Origin of the sequence: Mycobacterium sp., from assembly GCF_049281135.1 — a bacterium.
Taxonomy (GTDB): domain Bacteria; phylum Actinomycetota; class Actinomycetes; order Mycobacteriales; family Mycobacteriaceae; genus Mycobacterium.
The window spans coordinates 1-2,643 of sequence record NZ_JBAPRN010000551.1; the positions used below are offsets into that span (position 1 = coordinate 1).

Below are 2,643 nucleotides of genomic sequence, written 5' to 3' on the forward strand. Positions count from 1 at the left end.
ACTTCTCCACCTGCGCCCAATGCCCACACTGGCCGAAAACATGTAGCTGCGCACGGGGAATCGTCTTGAGCGCCACCAGAGCACCGTCGAGAGGGTTGACCCGGTCCTCGCGGCCCCAGATCAGCAGCACCGGCTGGCGCAGTTTGTGGACCTCGCGCCACATCATGCCGAGCTCGAAGTCGGCCCCGGCGAACGACATTCCCATCGCGCGGGTCGCCGTCAGCGATTCGGGGGTGCTCGCCAGCTCGAAGCGCTGGTCGATCAGCTCCGGGGTGATCAGCTTCTGGTCGTGGACCATCACCCGCAGGAACGCCTCGAGATTCTCGCGGGTCGGCTCGACGGAGAACTTGCCCAGCCGCTTGACGCCTTCAGTGGGGTCGGGCGCGAACAGGTTGATGCTCAACCCACCCGGACCCATCAGCACCAGCTTGCCGGCCTTGTCGGGGTAATCCAGCGCGAACCGGACAGCGGTGCCGCCGCCAAGCGAATTGCCCACTAGCGGAACACGTCCCAGACCCAGGTGGTCGAAAAGACCCTTGAGGGCTCGGGCGGCGTAGTGGTTGAACTGCCCGTGCTCGGCGCGTTTGTCGGAGTGACCGTAGCCGGGCTGGTCGACGGCCAGGACATGAAAGCGCTGCGCCAGCACCGGAATGTTGCGGGAGAAGTTCGTCCAGCTCGCCGCACCGGGTCCGCCACCGTGCAGCAACACAATCGTCTGCTCTTTGCCAACGCCCGCCTCGTGGTAGTGCAGCTTGAGTGGACCGTCGACGTCGACCTCGACGAACCGGGAGGTGGACTCGAAGGTGAGTTCTTCCGTCGCCGTCATCTAGCGCCGCTCCTTCTCATCGCTGCGCTCTGCATCGTCGCCGGCGCGCATCAGACCATGGTGTCGCCGGGCGGCAGCCCGAACTCGTGGTTACCGAAGATCTGGTAGGCCCGCTCGGGGTCGTTGGCTGCGTGCACCCGGCCGGCGTGTGCATCGCGCCAGAAGCGTTGTACCGGTTGATCATTGCCCAGCGCCGTGGCCCCGGATGCCTCGAACAAGCGGTCGACCGAGGCGATGGACCGCCCAGTAGCGCGCACCTGGTCGCGACGAGCGCGGGCGCGCAGTTCGAACGGGATCTCCTTGCCGGCTGACAGCAGTGCGTACTCGTCGCTGACGTTGCCGATCAGCTGTCGCCACGCGGCATCGATGTCGCTGGCAGCCTCGGCGATGCGGACCTTGGCGAACGGGTCGTCCTTGGCCTTCTCACCGGCGAACGCCGCGCGCACCCGCTTGCCCTGGTGCTCGACGTGGGCCTCGTACGCGCCGTATGCCATGCCGACGATCGGCGCCGAGATGGTCGTGGGATGCATTGTGCCCCAAGGCATCTTATAGACGGCGGCGGTGTTGTTCTGGTAGCCGCCGGCGGTGCCGTCGTTCATCTGCTTGTAGGACAGGAACCGGTGCCGCGGCACGAACACATCCTTGACGACGACCGTGTTGCTGCCGGTGCCCCTCAGGCCCACCACGTGCCAGACGTCGTCGATGCGGTACTCGGTGCGCGGGATCAGGAAGCTGCCGAAGTCGACCGGCCGGCCGTCCTTGATCACCGGACCACCCAAGAAAGCCCACGTGGCGTGGTCACACCCCGACGACCAGTTCCACGAACCGCTGACCAGGTAGCCGCCGTCAACGACCGTGCCCGCGCCCATCGGCGCGTAGGACGACGAGACACGCACTGCTGCGTCGTCGCCCCAGACCTCGTCCTGGGCCTGCTGGTCGAACAGCGCCAAGTGCCAGTTGTGCACACCGATGATCGAGCTGACCCAACCGGTGGAACCGCACGCGCTGGCCAGTCGGCGGACCGCCTCGTAGAACACCGCGGGGTCGCACTCGAGCCCGCCCCACTGCTGAGGCTGCAGCAACTTGAAGAACCCGATCTCCTGAAGCTCACTGACCGTGGCGTCCGGCAGTCGGCGCAGGTCCTCAGTTTCCTGGGCGCGCTGCCGCAGCTTGGGCAGTAATTCGTCGATGCCGTCTAGGACCGACTGGGCGTCACGTTGTTGAATGGACGTCACGGGTTCCTCCAAAGGTGGCTTATGTAGACAAAGACTAGAACACGTTCCGATTTGTGTCGAGCAGCGTGTTCCTGCGGCTGGTAGCGATACCGATACGCCTTTCTGTAACCTGTTCTAGTTATGACTGAAGGAAGGGCGGGGTTGTGACGGACACAATTCCCGACGAGCCGCTCGGCAGCCACGTTCTCGAACTGGAGATAGCCGACGTCGTCACCGAGACCGAGGACGCGCGTTCGCTGGTGTTCACGGTGCCCGATGGCGCTCAGATACCGGCGGAGCGGTTGCGCTACGCCCCCGGCCAGTTCCTGACTCTGCGTGTTCCCAGCGACCGCACCGGCTCGGTCGCCCGTTGCTATTCGCTGTGCAGCTCGCCCTTCACCGACGAGGCGATGACCGTCACCGTGAAACGGGACAAAGACGGCTACGCGTCGAACTGGCTGTGCGACCACGCTCATCCCGGCATGCGGATTCACGTGCTGGCGCCGTCGGGCACATTCGTACCCAAAACCCTCGACGACGACTTCCTGCTGCTGTCGGCCGGCAGCGGAATCACGCCGATCTTGTCGATCTGCAAGTCGGCAC

The 2,643-nt window shown here is 65.2% G+C and carries 3 protein-coding genes; 1 reads left to right on the top strand and 2 read right to left on the bottom strand.

Features of this window, described 5'->3' with window-relative positions; translation table 11 throughout:
- Both hsaD and hsaA read right to left on the bottom strand, forming a co-directional pair.
- On the bottom strand, positions 1-826 hold an 826-nt coding region (gene hsaD / locus WAN02_RS21490), incomplete at its 3' end, for a 4,5:9,10-diseco-3-hydroxy-5,9,17-trioxoandrosta-1(10),2-diene-4-oate hydrolase (protein WP_422266242.1).
- A gap of 50 nt (positions 827-876) precedes the next feature.
- Positions 877-2,061, bottom strand: a complete 1,185-nt coding sequence (gene hsaA / locus WAN02_RS21495; protein WP_422266243.1) for a 3-hydroxy-9,10-secoandrosta-1,3,5(10)-triene-9,17-dione monooxygenase oxygenase subunit — start codon at positions 2,059-2,061, stop codon at positions 877-879.
- A 143-nt stretch (positions 2,062-2,204) separates the two neighbouring features.
- Between hsaA and WAN02_RS21500 the strand changes: the two genes are divergently transcribed.
- Positions 2,205-2,643, top strand: a 439-nt coding sequence (locus tag WAN02_RS21500) for an FAD-binding oxidoreductase (RefSeq protein ID WP_422266244.1), incomplete at its 3' end; no start/stop codon positions are given.